20 protein-coding genes are annotated in these 14,467 nt (G+C 60.9%); 11 read left to right on the forward strand and 9 right to left on the reverse strand.

Translation table 11 applies throughout. The annotated features are described in order from the left end of the window. Positions 1-34: 34 nt before the first annotated feature. From ACR0NZ_RS11270 to ACR0NZ_RS11285, 4 genes are all read left to right on the forward strand, one after another. A complete protein-coding gene (locus tag ACR0NZ_RS11270; protein WP_480473622.1) occupies positions 35-397 on the forward strand; it encodes a RidA family protein in 363 nt (120 codons plus the stop codon). 80 nt (positions 398-477) lie between these two features. Then, positions 478-861, forward strand: coding sequence for an NADH:ubiquinone oxidoreductase subunit NDUFA12 (locus ACR0NZ_RS11275; RefSeq protein ID WP_267364687.1), 384 nt, complete (start codon positions 478-480; stop codon positions 859-861). Between the two features lie 11 nt (positions 862-872). Continuing rightward, a complete protein-coding gene (gene mlaD / locus ACR0NZ_RS11280; protein ID WP_480488409.1) occupies positions 873-1,325 on the forward strand; it encodes an outer membrane lipid asymmetry maintenance protein MlaD in 453 nt (150 codons plus the stop codon). Continuing rightward, complete coding sequence (locus ACR0NZ_RS11285; protein WP_480518957.1) at positions 1,322-1,690, forward strand: DUF2155 domain-containing protein; 369 nt, start codon at positions 1,322-1,324, stop codon at positions 1,688-1,690. The genes mlaD and ACR0NZ_RS11285 overlap by 4 nt, the downstream gene beginning before the upstream one ends. Here ACR0NZ_RS11285 and aat read toward each other — a convergent pair. The 4 genes from aat to ACR0NZ_RS11305 all read right to left on the reverse strand — a co-directional run bounded on the left by aat (position 1,636) and on the right by ACR0NZ_RS11305 (position 4,867). After that, positions 1,636-2,277, reverse strand: a complete 642-nt coding sequence (aat, locus tag ACR0NZ_RS11290) for a leucyl/phenylalanyl-tRNA--protein transferase (RefSeq protein WP_480518959.1) — start codon at positions 2,275-2,277, stop codon at positions 1,636-1,638. The genes ACR0NZ_RS11285 and aat overlap by 55 nt on opposite strands. Before the next feature lie 48 nt (positions 2,278-2,325). Continuing rightward, positions 2,326-3,675, reverse strand: a complete 1,350-nt coding sequence (accC, locus tag ACR0NZ_RS11295; protein ID WP_480518962.1) for an acetyl-CoA carboxylase biotin carboxylase subunit — start codon at positions 3,673-3,675, stop codon at positions 2,326-2,328. 9 nt (positions 3,676-3,684) lie between these two features. Beyond that, a complete protein-coding gene (gene accB, locus ACR0NZ_RS11300) occupies positions 3,685-4,179 on the reverse strand; it encodes an acetyl-CoA carboxylase biotin carboxyl carrier protein (protein ID WP_480473619.1) in 495 nt (164 codons plus the stop codon). 151 nt (positions 4,180-4,330) lie between these two features. Then, on the reverse strand, positions 4,331-4,867 hold the full coding sequence (locus ACR0NZ_RS11305) for a LuxR C-terminal-related transcriptional regulator (RefSeq protein WP_209505755.1): 537 nt from the start codon (positions 4,865-4,867) through the stop codon (positions 4,331-4,333). 209 nt (positions 4,868-5,076) lie between these two features. Between ACR0NZ_RS11305 and ACR0NZ_RS11310 the strand changes: the two genes are divergently transcribed. The 5 genes from ACR0NZ_RS11310 (at position 5,077) to ACR0NZ_RS11330 (ending at position 10,977) form a co-directional block, all read left to right on the forward strand. Continuing rightward, positions 5,077-6,369: a helix-turn-helix domain-containing protein gene (locus ACR0NZ_RS11310; RefSeq protein ID WP_480518964.1), complete on the forward strand. Its 1,293-nt coding sequence runs from the start codon at positions 5,077-5,079 to the stop codon at positions 6,367-6,369. Positions 6,370-6,446: 77 nt separating this feature from the next. Beyond that, on the forward strand, positions 6,447-6,827 hold the full coding sequence (locus tag ACR0NZ_RS11315) for a response regulator transcription factor (RefSeq protein WP_480473617.1): 381 nt from the start codon (positions 6,447-6,449) through the stop codon (positions 6,825-6,827). After that, on the forward strand, positions 6,827-7,132 hold the full coding sequence (locus ACR0NZ_RS11320) for a hypothetical protein (RefSeq protein WP_480518966.1): 306 nt from the start codon (positions 6,827-6,829) through the stop codon (positions 7,130-7,132). The genes ACR0NZ_RS11315 and ACR0NZ_RS11320 overlap by 1 nt, the downstream gene beginning before the upstream one ends. Next, a complete protein-coding gene (locus ACR0NZ_RS11325) occupies positions 7,132-9,810 on the forward strand; it encodes an ATP-binding protein (protein ID WP_480518968.1) in 2,679 nt (892 codons plus the stop codon). The genes ACR0NZ_RS11320 and ACR0NZ_RS11325 overlap by 1 nt, the downstream gene beginning before the upstream one ends. 78 nt (positions 9,811-9,888) lie before the next feature. Continuing rightward, a complete protein-coding gene (locus tag ACR0NZ_RS11330) occupies positions 9,889-10,977 on the forward strand; it encodes a FliM/FliN family flagellar motor switch protein (protein ID WP_480518970.1) in 1,089 nt (362 codons plus the stop codon). A 12-nt stretch (positions 10,978-10,989) separates the two neighbouring features. On the opposite strand, the gene ACR0NZ_RS11335 is transcribed toward ACR0NZ_RS11330, so the two are convergent. From ACR0NZ_RS11335 to ACR0NZ_RS11350, 4 genes are read right to left on the reverse strand one after another with little or no spacing between them, the layout of a single operon-like run. Next, entirely contained in the window at positions 10,990-11,421 is a 432-nt protein-coding gene (locus ACR0NZ_RS11335; RefSeq protein ID WP_480518972.1) for a protein tyrosine phosphatase family protein, read from the reverse strand. A 9-nt stretch (positions 11,422-11,430) separates the two neighbouring features. Next, positions 11,431-11,865, reverse strand: a complete 435-nt coding sequence (locus ACR0NZ_RS11340) for a DUF6691 family protein (protein WP_480518974.1) — start codon at positions 11,863-11,865, stop codon at positions 11,431-11,433. Beyond that, positions 11,865-12,293 (reverse strand): YeeE/YedE family protein, encoded by a 429-nt coding sequence (locus ACR0NZ_RS11345; RefSeq protein WP_480495067.1) that lies wholly within the window; start codon positions 12,291-12,293, stop codon positions 11,865-11,867. The genes ACR0NZ_RS11340 and ACR0NZ_RS11345 overlap by 1 nt, the downstream gene beginning before the upstream one ends. A 34-nt stretch (positions 12,294-12,327) precedes the next feature. Continuing rightward, the gene (locus ACR0NZ_RS11350; RefSeq protein ID WP_480473612.1) at positions 12,328-13,191 is read right to left on the reverse strand and encodes an MBL fold metallo-hydrolase; all 864 of its coding nucleotides are present in this window, start codon (positions 13,189-13,191) and stop codon (positions 12,328-12,330) included. A gap of 244 nt (positions 13,192-13,435) precedes the next feature. Between ACR0NZ_RS11350 and ACR0NZ_RS11355 the strand changes: the two genes are divergently transcribed. Then, complete coding sequence (locus ACR0NZ_RS11355) at positions 13,436-13,651, forward strand: hypothetical protein (protein WP_209505776.1); 216 nt, start codon at positions 13,436-13,438, stop codon at positions 13,649-13,651. A gap of 9 nt (positions 13,652-13,660) precedes the next feature. Here the strand turns inward: ACR0NZ_RS11355 and ACR0NZ_RS11360 are convergent, their stop codons facing one another. Beyond that, the gene (locus tag ACR0NZ_RS11360; protein WP_209505778.1) at positions 13,661-13,879 is read right to left on the reverse strand and encodes a hypothetical protein; all 219 of its coding nucleotides are present in this window, start codon (positions 13,877-13,879) and stop codon (positions 13,661-13,663) included. 246 nt (positions 13,880-14,125) lie between these two features. Here ACR0NZ_RS11360 and ACR0NZ_RS11365 point away from each other — a divergent pair, with 246 nt between their 5' ends. Beyond that, a complete protein-coding gene (locus tag ACR0NZ_RS11365) occupies positions 14,126-14,389 on the forward strand; it encodes a DUF2312 domain-containing protein (RefSeq protein WP_209505782.1) in 264 nt (87 codons plus the stop codon). The last annotated feature ends 78 nt before the right edge of the window (positions 14,390-14,467 follow it).

Raw genomic sequence — 14,467 nt, forward strand, 5'->3', positions numbered from 1 at the left:
TAAGTAAACTTTCGAACAACAAAGGTGACGGGTTATGACAGTGAAGCGCATTTCTTCGGGCGGTGAGTTTGAGGCGAAAGTCGGCTATTGCCGTGCGGTGGTTGCGGGCGGCTGGGTTCATGTCGCCGGGACCGTCGGGCAGGGCGAGGACGTGGTGGCGCAATGCCGGTCTGCGCTGGATGTCATCGGCAAGGCACTGGCTGAGGCGGGCGCAGGTTTTGAAGATGTGGTTCGGGTCACCTACATGTTGCCGGACCGCAATGAGTTCGCGCCGTGCTGGCCGGTTCTGGCCGAGACGTTTGGCGCCAATCCACCGGCTGCGACGATGATCGAATGCGGTTTGATTGATCCGAAGTACCGGATCGAGATCGAAGTGACCGCCATCCTGCCGCAGTGACACTGGAAGCCCAAGGGGCACTGGACCTTGGCGAGCCTTTGGTCCATACCTTCTCTCGACCGAAATGCCGGAGGCAGCCGATGGGAATCCTGAACAGTCTTTTACGAGCCGTGACCTGGTGGAACGGTTCAACACTGAACACGCAGCTTTATACGGCGCGCAAGGGTGTGAAAGTGGGCGAAGACAATGAAGGCAATGTGTTTTATCGCACCGCCGACGACAGCAGGCGCTGGGTGATTTTCAATGGCGAGGCCGAAGCCAGCCGGGTTGACCCCGAATGGCACGGCTGGTTGCACCGCACCTGGGACGAACCCCCGACCGACAAACCGCTGCCGCACAAAGCCTGGGAAAAACCGCATCAGGAGAACCTGACAGGTACGGCGCTGGCCTATGCGCCTGCCGGGTCGCTGCGGCGGGCCAAGCCGGTTGAGCGCAGGGATTACGAGGCCTGGAGCCCGGAATAAACGAGGCGAAGATGTCGACCCATAACTGGACCGAAGTTCTTGTCGGAGGCGTCGTTTTGGCCGGTGCCATTGCGTTTGGCGTCTATGCCAGCCAATCAACCGGCCTGTCGCAAGGTGCTGCGGGCTATGAGCTGGGCGCTTCGTTCCGGTCGCTGGAAGGGGTCGGCGTTGGCACGGATGTCCGTCTTGCCGGGGTGAAAATCGGCACCGTTACCGGGGTCAAGCTGAACCCGGATACTTATCGTGCTGACACGACTTTCTCTGTTGCGGAAGGCGTTCTTGTGCCCGATGACAGCGCCATCGTGATCTCGTCCGAAGGGCTGCTGGGTGGAAACTTTGTCGAAGTTATGCCCGGCGGTTCGCCCTTCTTTTTTGAACCCGGAGATGAGATTCAGGATACCCAGGGTGCGGTCAGCCTGATCTCGCTGCTGGTCAAGTTCGTGGCCGGAGATGGCGGCGAATGATGCGCGCCGCCCTGATTGCCCTGTTGCTGGCTGGAACCGGCGCCGCCGCGCAGCAGAAAGTCAACTCTGGCCCCGGCGCCATGCTGCGGGGGCTCGACAAAGTTAGTGGCCAGACGGTTGATATCGAATTGCAGACAGGTCAGACCGAACCTGTGTTCGGGCTGGATGTGGCGCTGGGGGATTGCCGGTATCCGGTGGACAACCCGACAGGTGATGCCTTCGCCTATCTGACCATTTGGGAAACGGGCAAGGCGGATCAGCTGTTTGACGGCTGGATGATCGCGACCTCTCCGGCGCTGAATGCGCTGGATCACGCGCGGTATGACGTTTGGGTCATCCGCTGTATCACGCCTTCTGCGGACTGAGTGATCGGCGCGGCAAAGTCGGCGCTCTGGTTCAGGGCTTCTTCCAGTTCTTTCTTGTAAGCACCACGCGGGATTTCGATCGCCCCAAGGGACGCCAGATGCGCGGTCAGGAACTGCGTGTCAAAGAGGTGAAAGCCGGTTTGCCGCAGCCGGTCCACAAGATAGGCGAGCGCGATTTTCGAGGCATCCGTGCGACGCGAAAACATGCTTTCGCCAAAGAACGCGGCCCCCAGCGTCACGCCATATACGCCGCCCACCAGCGCCGCTCCGTCCCAGACTTCCAGTGAATGCGCATGGCCGGATTGATGCAGCTGGCGATAAAGGGCGTGCAGTTCCGCGTTGATCCAGGTGTCGGACCGGTCAGCGCACCCGTCGACGACGCCGGAAAAATCACGGTTGATTGAAATCCCGAACCCGCAGTTCCGGATGCGGCGGGCCAGACTGCGCGAGATGTGGAACCCGTCCAGCGGAAATATCCCGCGAAACTTGGGGTCAACCCAGAACAGTTCAGGATCGTCGCGGTGTTCGGCCATCGGGAAAATACCGATGGAATACCCGTGCAACAGCAGTTCGGGGGTCAGGCTCATGCCGGTGATAGGGCGACCAGAGGGCGCGGGCCCTCTGGTACCTGGACCTTATTTTTCCATGTTCTCCGCAAGCCAGCGCTCCAGCCAGTGGATGTTGTACGCGCCGCTGTGCAGATCGGGCTCCTGCAACAGGGCGTGGAACAGGGGCACGGTGGTGTCGATGCCGTCTACGATCAGCTCTCCCAAAGCCCGCTTCAGGCGCGCCAGCGCTTCGTTGCGGTCGCGGCCGTGCACGATCAGCTTGGCAATCAGCGAGTCGTAATAAGGCGGGATCGAATAGCCGTCATAAAGCGCCGAATCCATCCGCACGCCCAGACCGCCCGGCGCGTGATAGGCCGTGATCTTGCCCGGGCAGGGCGAAAACTTCGGCAGCTTCTCTGCGTTGATCCGGACCTCGATGGCGTGACCGTTGATCTTCAGATCGTCCTGACCGAATGACATCGGCTCACCTGCGGCAACAAGAATTTGTTCGCGCACCAGATCGACGTCAAAGATGCCCTCGGTCACCGGGTGTTCCACCTGCAGGCGGGTGTTCATCTCGATGAAATAGAACTCGCCCTTTTCATACAGGAACTCGATGGTGCCCGCGCCGATATAGTTGATCTTGGCCACCGCGTCGGCGCAGATCTTGCCGATCCGGGCACGCTCTTCGGCGGTGATGCAGGGGCCGGGGGCCTCTTCAAAGACCTTCTGGTGACGGCGCTGCAACGAACAATCGCGCTCGCCCAGATGCACCGCATTGCCCTTGCCGTCGCCAAAGATCTGAATCTCGATATGGCGCGGCGTGGTCAGGTATTTCTCGATATAGACCTCGTCATTGCCAAAGGCGGCCTTGCCTTCGGCGCGTGCGGTCATAAAGGCGCTTTCCATCTCGTCCGCGTTCATCGCGACTTTCATGCCGCGCCCTCCGCCGCCAGCGGTGGCTTTGATGATGACGGGATAGCCGAATTCCTCACCGATGCGTTTGGCGTCGGCCAGCGTGGGAACGCCACCGTCCGAGCCGGGAACACAAGGCACACCCAGCGCCTTCATTGTGTCCTTGGCGGTGATCTTGTCGCCCATGACGCGGATATGTTCCGCGGTGGGACCGATGAACGTGATGCCATGATCTTCGACGATCTGCACGAACTCGGCGTTTTCGGACAAAAAGCCATAGCCGGGATGGATCGCCTGCGCGCCGGTAATCTCACAGGCCGAGATGATGGCGGGCACCGACAGATAGCTTTGCGGGCTGGGCGGGGGGCCGATGCACACCGATTCGTCCGCCATGCGCACATGCATCGCGTCGCTGTCGGCGGTGGAGTGGACGGCAACCGTCTTTATCCCCATCTCGCGTGCGGCGCGGATGACGCGCAGGGCGATCTCGCCTCGGTTGGCTATCAGGATCTTGTCGAACATGGGCCCGCCTTACTCGATGATGACCAGAGGGGTGCCGAACTCAACAGCGTCGCCATCGCCCACCAGCACGCGCTTGATGGTGCCTGATTTGGGGGCGTGGATGTGGTTCATGGTCTTCATCGCTTCGACGATCAGCAGCGTGTCGCCTTCGGACACTGTCGCGCCGACGGAAATGAAAGCGGGCGCTCCGGGTTCCGGCTGCATATAGACCGTGCCCACCATAGGCGAGGTGACAGCGCCCGGATGGCTGGCCGGATCTTCGGCGGCAGCAGGGGCCGCCGCGGGGGCCGCAGCCGGTGCCGCTACGGGGGCGGGCGCTGCTGCAGGAACAGCCATCTGAACCGGAGCGGCCACGGTCTGTGTCATACGGCTGACGCGCACGTTCAGACTGTCTTCTTCGCCATATTCGCGTTTGACCTGCAACTCGGTCAGATCGTTTTCGCGCAGCAACTCGGCCAGAGCCTTGATGAATGCCACATCCGCTTCGTGTTTAGTGTCTGTCATGAGTATCCTCGACGGTTCCCCTTTGGCCCGTCTGTTTCTTGCGGGCTCTGATCAAATTACGCAGGGTTATAGGCTAAGCGGCGGTGCATGAAAAGCGCCGACTCGCACCATCTGGCATGCGTTTCACGCATAATTTAAAGGGTCGGACAGCTCACAGGGGCATCCCCGATAATTTGGCGACCAGTTCAGACAGCTTTCGCGCGCCGAATTTTTCAAGCAAACGGGCGCGGTAAGCTTCGATTGTGCGATAACTCAGTCCCAGCTCTGCTCCGATCTCCTTGGCCGACAGGCCACGGCAGGACAGGATGGCCACTTCGCGTTCACGGATGGTCAGTTCAACCAGCGGTCGTTCCTCGGATATGTCGGAAAAGCTCCAGATGCCGTGGCGGAACGGATCGTCCGGCGTCAGCGACCGGCCCCGGGCGCGGCACCAGAACAGGTCCCCGCTGCGGCGGCGCATGACGCGCTCATCCGTGTAATACCCGGTGCCGCGCATCACCTGCAGGCTGCGCTCACCGATCCTCTCCCAATCAGCGACCGAAGGGTAAAGGTGCAGCAGTGGCATGTTGCGATAGTCGTTTTCTTCTCCGCCAAAGGTGCGGGCAAATTGCAGGTTGCAGCGCCGGATGATCCGGTTTTCCAGCTCAACAAGCCCGATCGGCGCATATTCAAAGGCGGGGTCGCTCATGCGTGTATGGTGCCGGGAAAGCGCGCGGAAATGAAGGGGGGATGCGATGTCTTGCGCCAGATTGACGCCCGAAACAGATGCTGTGGTCTGCGCCAGTTTGTGAAAGTTGTAAATGCCGGTTGAAAAGAAATGATTAACCTACAGAAACAGATGTTATAATCTGAAAACGAATGTGAATTCCGCCAGATCTGAATTCAGGGAAAGTAGACATGCGCGACACGTTGACAGGCAGCCGCATTCGCGAAAGACGCCAGATTGCCGGGCTGCGGCAGGCCGAACTGGCGCGGCAGGCCGGCGTATCGGCGTCTTATCTGAACCTGATCGAACATAATCGCCGCAGGATCGGGGGCAAGTTGCTGGTCGATATTGCGGCGGCGCTGGGCGTTGAACCTTCGGTCCTGACACAAGGGATCGAGGCAACTCTGGTTTCCGCCCTACGTGAAGCGGCCGAGGAAGCGGTCGGGCAACAGGCCGAGGTTGACGGGCTTGAGGAGTTTGCCGGTCGTTTTCCCGGCTGGGCCGGTGTTCTGGCGCAGATGCATCGCCGTGTCGTGTCTTTGGAGCGGAACGTCGAAACCCTGTCCGACCGCCTTACGCACGACCCGCAACTGGCCGCGTCGATGCACGAGGTTCTGTCAACCGCCGCCGCGATACGCTCGACCGCCGCGATCCTTGCGGATACGCAAGATATCGAGGCCGAATGGCGCGAGCGTTTCCACAAGAACCTGCATCAGGATGCCGAACGGCTGGCAGGCAGTTCCAAGGCGCTGGTGACCTTCCTCGACGAAAGCGACTCGGCGGTTGATCCACGTGCCGTTCCCCTGGAAGAGGTCGAAGCCTTCTTTGAAACCCGCGGCTACACGATTTCCGAACTGGAAGACGGTGGCGATGTGGACGCGGTTGACCTGAGCGGGCTCAATACCTCGGCGGCGCGCACCGTCGCGCGCGAAGTTCTCAGAATCTATCGCGCAGACGCGCAGGCCCTGCCGCTGGAGGCCGTCAAAGCGGTTGTTCAACAGGGTGATCCGAACCCCATCGAACTGGCGCAGCGGTTCTCGGTTGATTTTGCCACCGTCCTCAGGCGGCTGGCTTTTCTGCCGGATGGCATCCTGTCACAACCGGTTGGCATGGTGCTGTGCGACGCGTCCGGAAGTATCCTGTTTCTCAAACCGATTCAGGGGTTTACCTTGCCCCGGCATGGCGATGTCTGCCCGCTTTGGCCGCTGTTCACAGCCATCAGCCGTCCGCTGGTGCCGGTGCGCAAGCAGGTCGTCCTGACAGGCAGGTCCTCGGCCCTGTTCGACTGCGTTGCCTATGCCTGGCCGCATGCAGTGTCGGGATACGATCAGGACCCGGCCTATCGCTCGGTCATGGTGGTGCGCCCTGTCAGGGACCCGTCAGACGGGGTGCCGGTCACTCAGGTCGGGCCGAATTGCCGTGTCTGCCCAAACCGCGATTGCAAAGCCCGGCGCGAGCCGTCGATTTTGAGCGAAGGTTTTTGACACGTTCATGACAGACCGCTTAATCTGGCGGGAACCGGTCCCGGGATGGAAGGCCGGTTATGGGAGGAATTGAACATATGAGCCGAAAGGTTCTGCTGATTGAGGACGAACCGAACATCGCCGAGGCTATCCGGTTCCTGCTGTCGCGCGAGGGATGGCAGGTCGAAACGCATGGCGATGGAACGGATGCGGTTCAGGTGATCCAGGGGGCGCAGCCCGATCTGGTCATTCTGGATGTCATGCTGCCGGGCAAGAACGGTATGGATATCCTTCGGGAACTCAGAAAAATGGAGGAACTGGCAGGCTTGCCGGTTCTGATGCTGACAGCACGGGGTCAGTCGCGCGACCGGGAAATGGCCGAAAACGCAGGCGTCAGCCGCTTCATGACCAAACCGTTTTCCAATGCCGAAGTTCTGACGGCCGTGCGTGACCTTCACGCGCAGGCGACGCGCATTTGATGTCCGGCGAGGGCAACAAGACCAAACCACCGGGCGCACGCCCTTCGCTTTTTCTGGAACGTCAAAGCTATCGTCGTCACAGGTTGACGGATGCCGCCCGGATTTTGCCCTTTCTGGGCGCGGCTCTACTGGCCCTTCCGTTATTGTGGCCGGATCGGTCTGGCGGGGATGCGGCGGTGCCCTTGTCTTCGGCGATGTATTACATATTCCTCTGCTGGGGCGCGCTGATCCTGGCCGGGTTTGTCTTTGGGCTGGCCGCCCGCCGCATGGCCGCGCGCGAAGGATCGGACACGGGCGCTGAGTGATGGCCACCATAAATATTCTGATTCTGGTTTGCCTTGGCTATGTCGTGTTCCTGTTCGCGGTGGCCTTCGCCGCGGATCGCATGGCTGCGGTCGGGCGTGGCAAATGGTTGCGTTCGCCCGTGATCTACACGCTGTCCCTGTCGATCTATTGCACTGCCTGGACGTTTTATGGCGCGGTGGGCAACGCCGCGCGGTCGGGGCTGGAGTTTGTCACCATCTACCTCGGTCCGACGCTGGTGATGGTCGGCTGGTGGTGGGGGCTGCGCAAGCTGGTGCGCGTCGGGCGCAGCCAGCGGGTCACCTCGATCGCCGACCTGCTGTCGTCCCGGTATGGCAAGTCGAACACGCTGGCGGTCTGCGTGACCATTCTGGCGGTGCTGGGCGGCACGCCCTATATCGCACTGCAACTGCAATCGATTACCCTGTCCTTCTCGATCTTTGCCGAGGCTGACCCGTCAGGCCTCTACCGTGAAGGGTCCAGCGTGTTTTGGGTCGCGGCTGGTCTGGCCGTGTTTGCCATCCTGTTCGGCACCCGCAATCTGGACGTGAACGAACGTCATCATGGCGTGGTCACGGCCATCGCGGTCGAGGCCGTTGTCAAACTGTTTGCGCTGATCGCCGTGGGCGTTTTCGTGGTGTGGGGGATCGCGGGCGGCATTGGCCCGATGATGGACCGGATCGACGCCTCGGAAATCGGCCAGTGGAATGTCGATGCCGGGCGTTGGACGACGTTCATCTTTCTGTCCGCCGCCGCCTTTATCTGCCTGCCCCGGATGTTTCAGGTGATGGTGGTGGAAAACGATGACGAAGGCCATCTCAGAACCGCTGCCTGGGCCTTCCCGCTCTACCTGCTGTTCATGAGCCTGTTTGTCGTGCCCATCGCCGTAGTCGGTCTCGACCTGCTGCCCCAGGGCGCCAACCCGGACCTGTTCGTGCTGACCGTGCCGCTGTCCCAGGGCAATGACTGGCTGGCAATGCTGTCCTTCATCGGCGGGTTTTCCTCGGCAACCTCGATGGTCATCGTCAGTGCGATGGCCCTGTCGACAATGGTGTCAAACCATGTGGTCATGCCCATCTGGCTGAACACGCAGGAAGGCACCGGCTCGGTATCGGGCGATGTGCGCAACATTGTCCTGATGGCACGCCGTGTTTCCATTGCCGCCATCATTGCGCTGGGCTTTTTCTACTACCGGCTGTCCGGGGGCGGTGCGGCGCTGGCCTCGATCGGGTTGATCGCCTTTGCCGGTATCTCGCAGATTCTGCCAGCGTTGGTCGGGGGGCTGTTCTGGCGCAGGGCGACCCGGACCGGGGCGCTGATCGGGCTGACCGTCGGCTTTGTGCTGTGGATTTACACCCTGCTGCTGCCGGGAATGGGCGGGGCGTGGATGCCCGAAACCGTGCTGCAAAACGGCTTGTTCGGTCTCGGCTGGCTGCGCCCTCATGCCCTGTTCGGGATCGAGGGGATCGATCCGATGGTGCATACGGTGATGTGGTCCTTGTCCCTGAACACGCTTGCCTTCTGCGTCGCGTCCCTGCTCAGCTTTCCCAGCCCGTTGGAACGGTTGCAAGGGGCGCAGTTCGTCAACGTCTTCGATCACTCGGTCGCGCCGCGCGGTTGGTCCGGGTCAGTGGCGCAAAGCGAAGACCTGATGATCATGACGCAGCGCATTCTGGGCACCGGCACCACACAGGAATTCTTTCAGGCCGAGGCGCAAAAACAGGGTGGCCGTTCGCACCTGCCGGAACCGACGCCGGGCTTTCTCAACCGTCTGGAACGCGAGCTCAGCGGCTCGGTCGGCGCGGCCATGGCCCATGCGATGATCGGCCAGATCGTGGGCGGATCGTCGGTCTCGGTCGAGGATCTGCTGGCCGTGGCCGACGAATCCGCGCAGTTGCTGGAATATTCCGGCCAGCTCGAGGAAAAGTCCTCCGAACTCAGCCGAACCGCACGCCAGCTGCGCGAGGCTAACGCCAAGCTCACCCAGATTTCCGAACAGAAGGACAGCTTTCTGAGTCAGGTCAGTCATGAATTGCGCACGCCGATGACCTCGATCCGGGCGTTTTCGGAAATCATGCGCGACACCGATGGCCTCAGCCGCCAGGAGCAGACCCGCTATGCCGCGATCATTCATGACGAAGCCCTGCGCCTGACCCGGCTGCTCGATGATCTGCTGGATCTGAGCGTGCTGGAAAACGGGCAGGTCAGCCTCAATCTCAGTGATGACAGCCTGCGCTCGGTTCTGGACCGCGCCGTGCCAAGCGCTCTGGCCGGGGCGGACCGAAAGATCACCGTCCGCCGGACCCGCACGGCCGAACGTATCTTTCTGCATACGGATCTGGATCGGTTGGGGCAGGTGTTCATCAACCTGATCTCGAACGCGCAGAAATACTGTGACGCGGACGATCCGGTGCTGGTCATTTCCGCCCATGATGTCGGCGGGCGGGTCATCGTCGACTTCATCGACAATGGCAGCGGCATCCCACCGGGCGCGCGCTCGATGGTGTTTGAAAAATTTGCCCGCGTGGGTGGTGACAAGGCTGGCGGAGCGGGGCTTGGTCTGGCCATCTGCCGCGAAATCATGCAGCGGCTGGGGGGTGAGATTACCTATCTGCCGGGGCAGGGCGGTGCGGCCTTCCGGATTAGCCTGCCACAGGCCTATCAGCAGGCGGCGCAGTGACGCGGCCATAAAGAACTTGGTAACGCCCGCGGGTGTAAACCGGTTGCCAGGTGCTGGAACAATTGGTGATCGGGCGTCATGTCACAAGATGTCAATGCCGCGTTGGCGCGCAAACTGTCCGTCGGGCAAAAGGATCTGGGGGATCGCCCGCGTTCGGTTCTGCGGGCGCTGCGCCTTGGGTTCGCGCGGGCTGCGGGCGACCGGCTGAACCTGCCGCTTGCGGTTATCGGGGCAAAACAATCCAGCCAGTCGCAGGACGTGCCGGGGGACGCGGCGGGGCAGGATTGGCTGCTGCTGGTGTTTGACGGCCCTGAAGGCCGCGCCGCGGCCTGTCTGAACCCGAATGTGGTCTCGGCCATTGTTCAGGCCCAGACCATTGGTCAGGTTCTGCCCGGTGACCCCGGCGCACGCACGTTCACGGATACGGACGCCGCCATCGTGGCTCCCTTGATCGAAGCCGCGTTGACCGGTTCCGCCGCGTTGTTCGACGCCTCATCGGATCAGATTTGCCTTGCGGGGCTGGAATATTCTTTTCGCGCCAAGGATTTGCGCACCCTGTCGCTGGCGATGACGGAAGAGGTGTATCGCATTTTCGAACTGACCGTCGATCTGGCGAACGGAGAGCAGCAGGGTCGCATCTCGGTTTTTCTGCCAGAACATCCTGCCGTCTCGGATGTGGCAGAAGATACCGGGGAAAAGGCTGATCTGCGCATGGATCAGTGTTCGGGCGTGATGCGGGCGGAACTGACCGCCGCGCTGTGCCGCATGTCTCTGTCCCTGTCCGACCTGTCCGGAATGCGGATCGGGGACATTCTGCCGTTGCGCGGGGCGCGTCTGGACAGGACCGAGGTTCTGACGATCGACCGGACACGCGCCGGTATCGGTCGCCTTGGGCAATGCGGTGGTCTCCGGGCCGTGCGGCTGAATGAAACCGCTGCATTGCCAGCCCTGACTGGTTCTGACGCGCAGGACTTCATCGCCAGCAAAAGTGGGACACCACCGCAAGATCACCCGGTTGAACCGGCTGTGCATGATGCGCACGCCCAGACCGTCCCGGCCGGGGTGTCAGATCTCACAGATAGCGATCTGATCGTGAACGATTCAGAACGGATGGTCGCGGAAATCACGCAGCTGGCGGGGCTGGCGCCCCCGGAGTCCGCCAGCTAGGTTAAGGGGCACCTAGCCGCCATTGTCGCGCATCTGTTCCAGCATGGGGCGCAGATTGTCCAACTGATACCCGGCTTTGCCGGTCGCACTCAGGATGTCGTCCGTGCTCATGTGGTCGCACTGGCCCAGCGCCCAGACAACCGAACACCGCGTGCCCGAGGCACAATAGGCCAGAACAGGGCCACTGCCGTTTTCCGCCATGTCGCGCTGCCGCTTCACGTTCTCAGGTGTCATCGTCTGGTGGGTCAGCTCCAGCACCTCATATTCCATACCGGCGGCCCGCACCGCTTCGCCGATCGCATCGGATTGCATGGCCGGGGGAACTTCGGCATTGGGCCGGTTGCAGATCACCTTGGCAAAGCCAGCCTCGGCGATGGCCGGAACATCCTCGACCGTGATCTGCGGCGAGACAGCATAGCGGGGGGTAATCTGACGAATCTCCATGCCAATTCCTTAGGCCGCGTTTGCCGCCCTGTCCAGCTGCGCGCCCAGCGGTGGTGCCACGAACATCCCAGCCGCCATTGCAACCAGAAAGACCAGCCCGCCCAGCCCGCCATAGCTCAGCGAGGCCATTGCCGGTCCGGGGCACAGCCCGGCCAATCCCCAGCCCATCCCGAACAGAACCGAACCCACGATCAGCCTGCGATCAACCTCGGGCTTGGCAGGGGGTGGAAAGGCTCCGCCGGTCAGGGCGTTTTGGCGACCTGTAGTCATCCGCCATGCCACAAGCATCGGCAGAATGGCACCGGCCATCACAAAGGCCAGCGTCGGATCCCAGTTGCCAAACACATCCAGCCAGCCCTGAACTTTTGTGGTGTCCGTCATGCCCGAAATCAGCAACCCGGCACCGAACAGTGATCCGGCGATCAACGCAATGATAAGACGCATCAGATCACTCCCATCACATGACGCAGCAGCACAAGGGTCACGCCCCCGGCAAGGATATAGAAAACGGTGGCCACGATGCCGCGCAGCGAGAACCGAGAGATCCCGCACACCCCGTGCCCCGAGGTACAGCCATTGGCGATCCGTGTACCGATACCGACCAGCAGCCCGGCCAGAATGACAACACCCAGATTGCTGGTAAGATGCGTCTGAGCCTCGGGCAGGATCAACGGGCGCAGAAGAAGGGGCATTCCGACAAGCCCCGCAATAAAGGCCAGCTTTTCGGCCATGCTCCCCTTGGCGCTGCCATCGACAAGGCCGCCCAGAATGCCGCTTGCGCCCATGATCCTGCCATTGCCCAGCAGGTAAACCGCCCCGGCCAGACCGATCACCAGACCGCCGCACAGCCCCCAGATCCACTCTATATTCATGTGGGAATTCCCTTTGTGATTTGTTGTTCCCGCGTCACAGCTTGTTGACCGGCAGTTTCAGGAAAACATCGCCCTGTTCATCCGCCGGAGGCATCTGACCGGCCCGCATGTTAACCTGCAAAGACGGCAGGATCAGCCGCGGCATGGCCAGCGTGGCGTCCCGCGCGTCGCGCATTTCCACGAATTCTTCGATGCTGCGCCCCTGTCCGATATGGACGTTCAGCGCCTTTTGTTCACCTACCGTCGTCTCCCACGCGTATTCGTCGCGGCCCGGAGCCTTGTAATCATGCCCGACATAGATGCGGGTGTTGTCCGGCAGCGACAGTATCTTCTGGATCGACTGGAACAGCGTAGCCGACGATCCTCCGGGGAAATCACAACGTGCGGTACCAAAATCGGGCATGAACAGTGTGTCACCGACAAATGCGGCGTCGCCAATCACATAGGTCATGCAAGCCGGTGTGTGACCCGGCGTATGCAGCACGTCGCCCCGCATCTGGCCGATGTGAAAACTGTCGCCTTCCTTGAACAGCGCATCAAACTGGCTGCCATCGCGCTGAAACTCGGTTCCTTCGTTGAAAACCTTGCCGAACGTGTCCTGCACGGTGACGATCTGATCGCCAATCCCGATCTTGCCGCCCAGCTCCTGTTGCAGATAGGGGGCCGCCGACAGGTGATCGGCATGGACATGGCTTTCCAGAATCCACTCGACCTTAAGGTCCTGCGCGCGCACAAAATCGATGATCTTGTCCGCCGAGGTTGTCGACGTCCGCCCCGAGGCATGGTCGAAATCCAGCACGCTGTCGATGATGGCGCAGGCCCGCCCCTGAGGTTCATGAACCACATAGGAAACCGTGAAGGTCTGCTCGTCAAAAAACGCTTTCACTTTCGGTGTCATGATCTTCTCCGTTTCGGTCACGCATATCATATATGTGAATTGGAATGTGATGCAATATCGAACCTGAATTTGATGCCGGTCAAAGCAACCGCTGAAATCCTGGCTTAATCTTTAGCCTATCCGCGTCAGATTGCCGAAACTTCGACCATGGCAGGCAATTTCCCGCACAAGGTTACGATATTATCTGCGGGTCGCAATCCCGTTACGTATATTGGGGATACTGGCGCCACTTGGGAGGATGGTTATGACACCGACTGGTCTTTATTCCGAAGCCGAGCAGCTTGAACGTAAGCTTGTAAACGCGGGTCTGGAAACGCGTTTGGCGCTTCAGCCGAGTGTAAGTAAGATTGTTGACCGAATGCGGCAGCAGGGGATGGAGGTGCCTTCGCGCTTGCGTCGTCTGGATGCGGCCTTGTGCGAAGACGCGATTGAAGCGCAGTTTGATAACTTGCCGGTGTGAACCGGATGGTCATCCAAGGGATATCCCGAGGATGACCAGCATCAATCCAAGCACGGACAGAAACAGCGAGGCCAGGTTCCAGGGCAGGACCCCCTGAACCACCGCGCGCAGCTCGTCATCCGACAGACCGGCCTTGCGTGCCCGCATCACGCGAAGAATGCACCAGACCAGACCGGCAAGCCCGGCCACAGACAGGGCCGCACCGCCCCAGGTGATGAATTCAAACATGGTTCCCCGCATATCCTCGTGAACTGATCACGCGCTTAACGGATCGGTTGGGGTCATACAAGTGCGCCGGCCCAATGGGTGCTTGCGACCCGGGCGGCAGCACTGTATCCGGCATTCCACACCAGGGTTTCAGCCTCTGGAACAGGCGCGTCAGGCAGGTGCCCCCGATGATCGGGCCACCGCCGTTCACTGCCAACAACAGGCTGTCCACTTCTGGTTGCAGGTCCATAACCGGGAACAAAAAAGATGAGCATGTCTGAAGAAGCAGAAGCAAATTACAAGGTCACCGCGGGCGAGCTGCGCCAGTTTGTGGAACGTATCGAGCGCCTTGAGATGGAAAAGAAAGACATCGCCGACCAGATCAAAGAGGTCTACGCCGAAAGCAAGTCGCGCGGTTATGACGTAAAGGCCCTGCGCAGCATCATTTCCCTCAGAAAAAGGGACAAGGATGACATCGCCGAGCAAGAGGCCGTTATCGAAATGTACAAAGAAGCGCTGGGCATGACCTAAGCCCGACCGCCACGAAACACGCTCCGCCGCAGTCCATCCCCTGGTCTGCGTAGCGGAGAAATATCAGGGTCAGACTCC

The sequence above is a fragment of the Ruegeria sp. AE3 genome, from assembly GCF_056542225.1.